Raw genomic sequence first — 2,681 nt, 5'->3', positions numbered from 1 at the left:
CCGTACACCTGCGCGATCTCGGCGATCGTGCACAGGCGCTCGGGGTGCTGGCCGACGTACATGAGCAGGCGCAGCGAGTAATCCGTCATCGCGGTGAGTCGCATCAGGCCTCCGAAAAAGATATACTCCGCGCATATCTTAACGCAAGCCATGAGCAGTTCGAGCGGATCCTCACTGGGCGCTACGCAGCCAGTGCACTTCGTGCCGATGTACCAGAAGCACACGAAGATCTATGCGCGTTCCGTGCGCGGGCTGTATGCGCGCCTGCGCTGGCTGATCGTGGCGCTGACGCAATCGGTCTTCCTCGGCCTGCCGTGGTTGCAGTGGAACGGCCGCCAGGCCGTGTGGTTCGACCTGGAGTCGCCGCGCTTCTACGTCTTCGGCCTCGTCCTGCAGCCACAGGACCTGATCTTCCTCGCCGCGCTGCTGGTGATCGCCGCACTGGCGCTGTTCTTCTTCACCGCCGTGGCGGGCCGGTTGTGGTGCGGCTATTCCTGCCCACAGACGGTGTACAGCGAGATCTACCAGTGGATCGAGCTGAAGACCGAGGGCGACCGCCACCAGCGGATCAAGCGCGATGGCATGCCCTGGAGCGCGGGCAAGCTCGGCCGCAAGGGCGCCAAGCACGCGCTGTGGATCGCCGCGGCACTGGCCGCGGGCTTCACGCTGGTGGGCTACTTCGTGCCGATCCGCGAACTCGGGCCGCACCTGGCAGAGGTTGGCATCGTCTCGTGGCCGGCCTTCTGGATGCTGTTCTACGCCGCCATGCTGTACGGCAACGCCGGCTGGATGCGCGAGCAGATCTGCATCTACATGTGCCCCTATGCGCGCATCCAGAGCACGCTGATCGACGGCGACTCGCTGGTCATCGCCTACGACAGCGCGCGGGGCGATCCGCGCGGGGCGCGTCCGCGCCGCACCGATCCGGCCGCGGTCGGCCTGGGCAGTTGCACCGACTGCACGATGTGCGTGCAGGTCTGCCCGGCCGGCATCGACATCCGCAATGGCCTGCAGAACGAGTGCATCGGCTGCGCGGCCTGCATCGACGCCTGCGACGACGTGATGCGCAAGATGGACTATCCCACCGGCCTGATCCGCTACGCCACGTCCAACGGCGTGGCCCAGGGCCTCGGGCGCGGGGAGATGCTGCGCCGCGTGCTGCGGCCCCGCGTGCTGGCCTATGGTGCGCTGCTGACGGCCGCGGGCGCCGCTTTCGCCGTCGGCCTGGCCACGCGTTCGCCGGTGCACATGGACGTGATCCGCGATCGCGGCGTGATGGCGCGCATCGGCGAAGACGGCCAGGTGCTGAACCTCTACCGCGTGCAGTTGACCAACCGCACCGAGCGCGCCGCGCACTATCGACTGGGCGTCGACGGCCTGCCGGGCCTCTTCGTCGAAGGGCAGCCGGATGTCGCGATGGCGCCGGGCGAAGCAAAGTCGATGATCGTCACGCTGGCCATCCCGCCGATGTCCGCACAGGTCATGCAGCCGGGCGTGCAGGCCGTGGTGCTGACGCTGACCGAGCCCAGCCACAGCGAACCCACGCTGCGGGAAAAGACCACCTTCCTCGTCCCCCGCTGAGGGCTTCGACCATGGCCAAGAAGTTTCCGCAGCAGCCTGCCCATCCCGAGCGCAACTGCTGGGGCTGCGACCGCTACTGCGCTGCCGACGCGATGCTGTGCGGCAACGGCTCGGAGCGCACGCAGCATCCGATCGAACTGTTCGGCATCGAGTGGGCCCGCGCCTGCGGCGCGGAGTTCGCCGAGCCGGCCTCTGCCGACCCCCCTGCGACGGCTGCCTGAGCGGCTCAGCCCTTGGGCGCCGGCGGCACCGGCGTGCCCACCGGCTGGGCGCCGCCCGAGGGCACCACGGCCGGCGCGCGCGACACGCGCGTCTTGCCGCCGGTCGTGACGAGGATCACTGCGTCGCCCGGGTTGAAGGTCTCGTTGCCCTTGGCCTGAACGATGGCGCGGCGTTCGCCGTTGCGCAGTTGCACGAGGATTTCGAGCGCCTCCTCACGCGTGCCGGCGCGCTCGATCGCGTTGCCGATGACGGCGCCCGCCACGGCGCCGATCACGCCGACGGCCACCGCCTCGTGGCTGCCGCCCACCGATGAGCCGGCCACGCCACCAACCACCGCCCCGGAGACGCCGCCCACGCCGCTCTGGCTGCCTTCGACCACCACCGGGCGGACGGTCAGCACGGTGGCGTCCTGCACCTGCGACATGCGCTGTGCGTCGCTGCGCTGGATGACGTCGGGGCTGGTGGTCGAGCAGGCGGCCAGCGTGGCGACGACGGCCAGGGCGAGGAGGGACTTCTTCATGACGGGCTCCAGGGGCGGTTTGGACTGCGCAACGCCCTCACGGGCGGGCGCGTTGACCGGTTGATGTGTCGGCGCGCCGGCAGTTCCCCGGCGCGGTGTAAAGATGATTGTCGGCTGAGCGAACTCAACCGGCACGGCTCAGCCGTGCAGGCGGCTGGAGCGCGGCACGCTGGCCAGCAGGAACTCCATCTGGTCGGCCAGGATTCGCCGGCCGCGCAGGATCATGTCCTCGTGCAGGCTGGGACCGTAGGGCAGGTACAGCAGACCCATGCGCGCCTCTTCCGGCATGCGATTGCCCTTGCGGCCGTTGCAGGGCCGGCAGGCGGTGATGCAGTTCATCCAGCTGTCCAGCCCGCCG

General features: G+C 69.4%; 4 protein-coding genes and 1 pseudogene. 2 read left to right on the top strand and 3 right to left on the bottom strand.

From position 1 onward, the window contains the following. Window positions 1-104: pseudogene (locus AB7U92_RS25545) on the bottom strand (Rrf2 family transcriptional regulator); the annotation flags it as partial. 46 nt (window positions 105-150) lie between these two features. On the opposite strand from AB7U92_RS25545, the gene ccoG reads away from it, so the two are divergent. Beyond that, on the top strand, window positions 151-1,581 hold the full coding sequence (gene ccoG / locus AB7U92_RS25540; protein WP_428583421.1) for a cytochrome c oxidase accessory protein CcoG: 1,431 nt from the start codon (window positions 151-153) through the stop codon (window positions 1,579-1,581). Between the two features lie 11 nt (window positions 1,582-1,592). Further along, window positions 1,593-1,802: a DUF3079 domain-containing protein gene (locus tag AB7U92_RS25535; protein WP_428583419.1), complete on the top strand. Its 210-nt coding sequence runs from the start codon at window positions 1,593-1,595 to the stop codon at window positions 1,800-1,802. Window positions 1,803-1,807: 5 nt separating this feature from the next. Here the strand turns inward: AB7U92_RS25535 and AB7U92_RS25530 are convergent, their stop codons facing one another. Together AB7U92_RS25530 and AB7U92_RS25525 are read right to left on the bottom strand one after the other, a co-directional pair. Further along, window positions 1,808-2,323 carry a glycine zipper 2TM domain-containing protein gene (locus AB7U92_RS25530; RefSeq protein WP_428583417.1) on the bottom strand — a complete coding sequence of 172 codons (516 nt, stop codon included), beginning with the start codon at window positions 2,321-2,323 and terminating at the stop codon, window positions 1,808-1,810. Window positions 2,324-2,461: 138 nt separating this feature from the next. Beyond that, window positions 2,462-2,681, bottom strand: a 220-nt coding sequence (locus tag AB7U92_RS25525; protein WP_428583415.1) for an HNH endonuclease, incomplete at its 5' end; no start/stop codon positions are given.

The organism is Piscinibacter sp. (assembly GCF_050175855.1).
Taxonomy (GTDB): Bacteria; Pseudomonadota; Gammaproteobacteria; order Burkholderiales; family Burkholderiaceae_C; genus Piscinibacter.
This window is presented reverse-complemented; position numbering and strand designations above follow the sequence as displayed.

Bases quoted from the DNA above. Each gene is read 5' to 3' on its own strand.
- ccoG (WP_428583421.1), top strand. From the start codon at position 151: ATGAGCAGTTCGAGCGGATCCTCACTGGGCGCTACGCAGCCAGTGCAC.
- AB7U92_RS25535 (WP_428583419.1), top strand. From the start codon at position 1,593: ATGGCCAAGAAGTTTCCGCAGCAGCCTGCCCATCCCGAGCGCAACTGC.
- AB7U92_RS25530 (WP_428583417.1), bottom strand. From the start codon at position 2,323: ATGAAGAAGTCCCTCCTCGCCCTGGCCGTCGTCGCCACGCTGGCCGCC.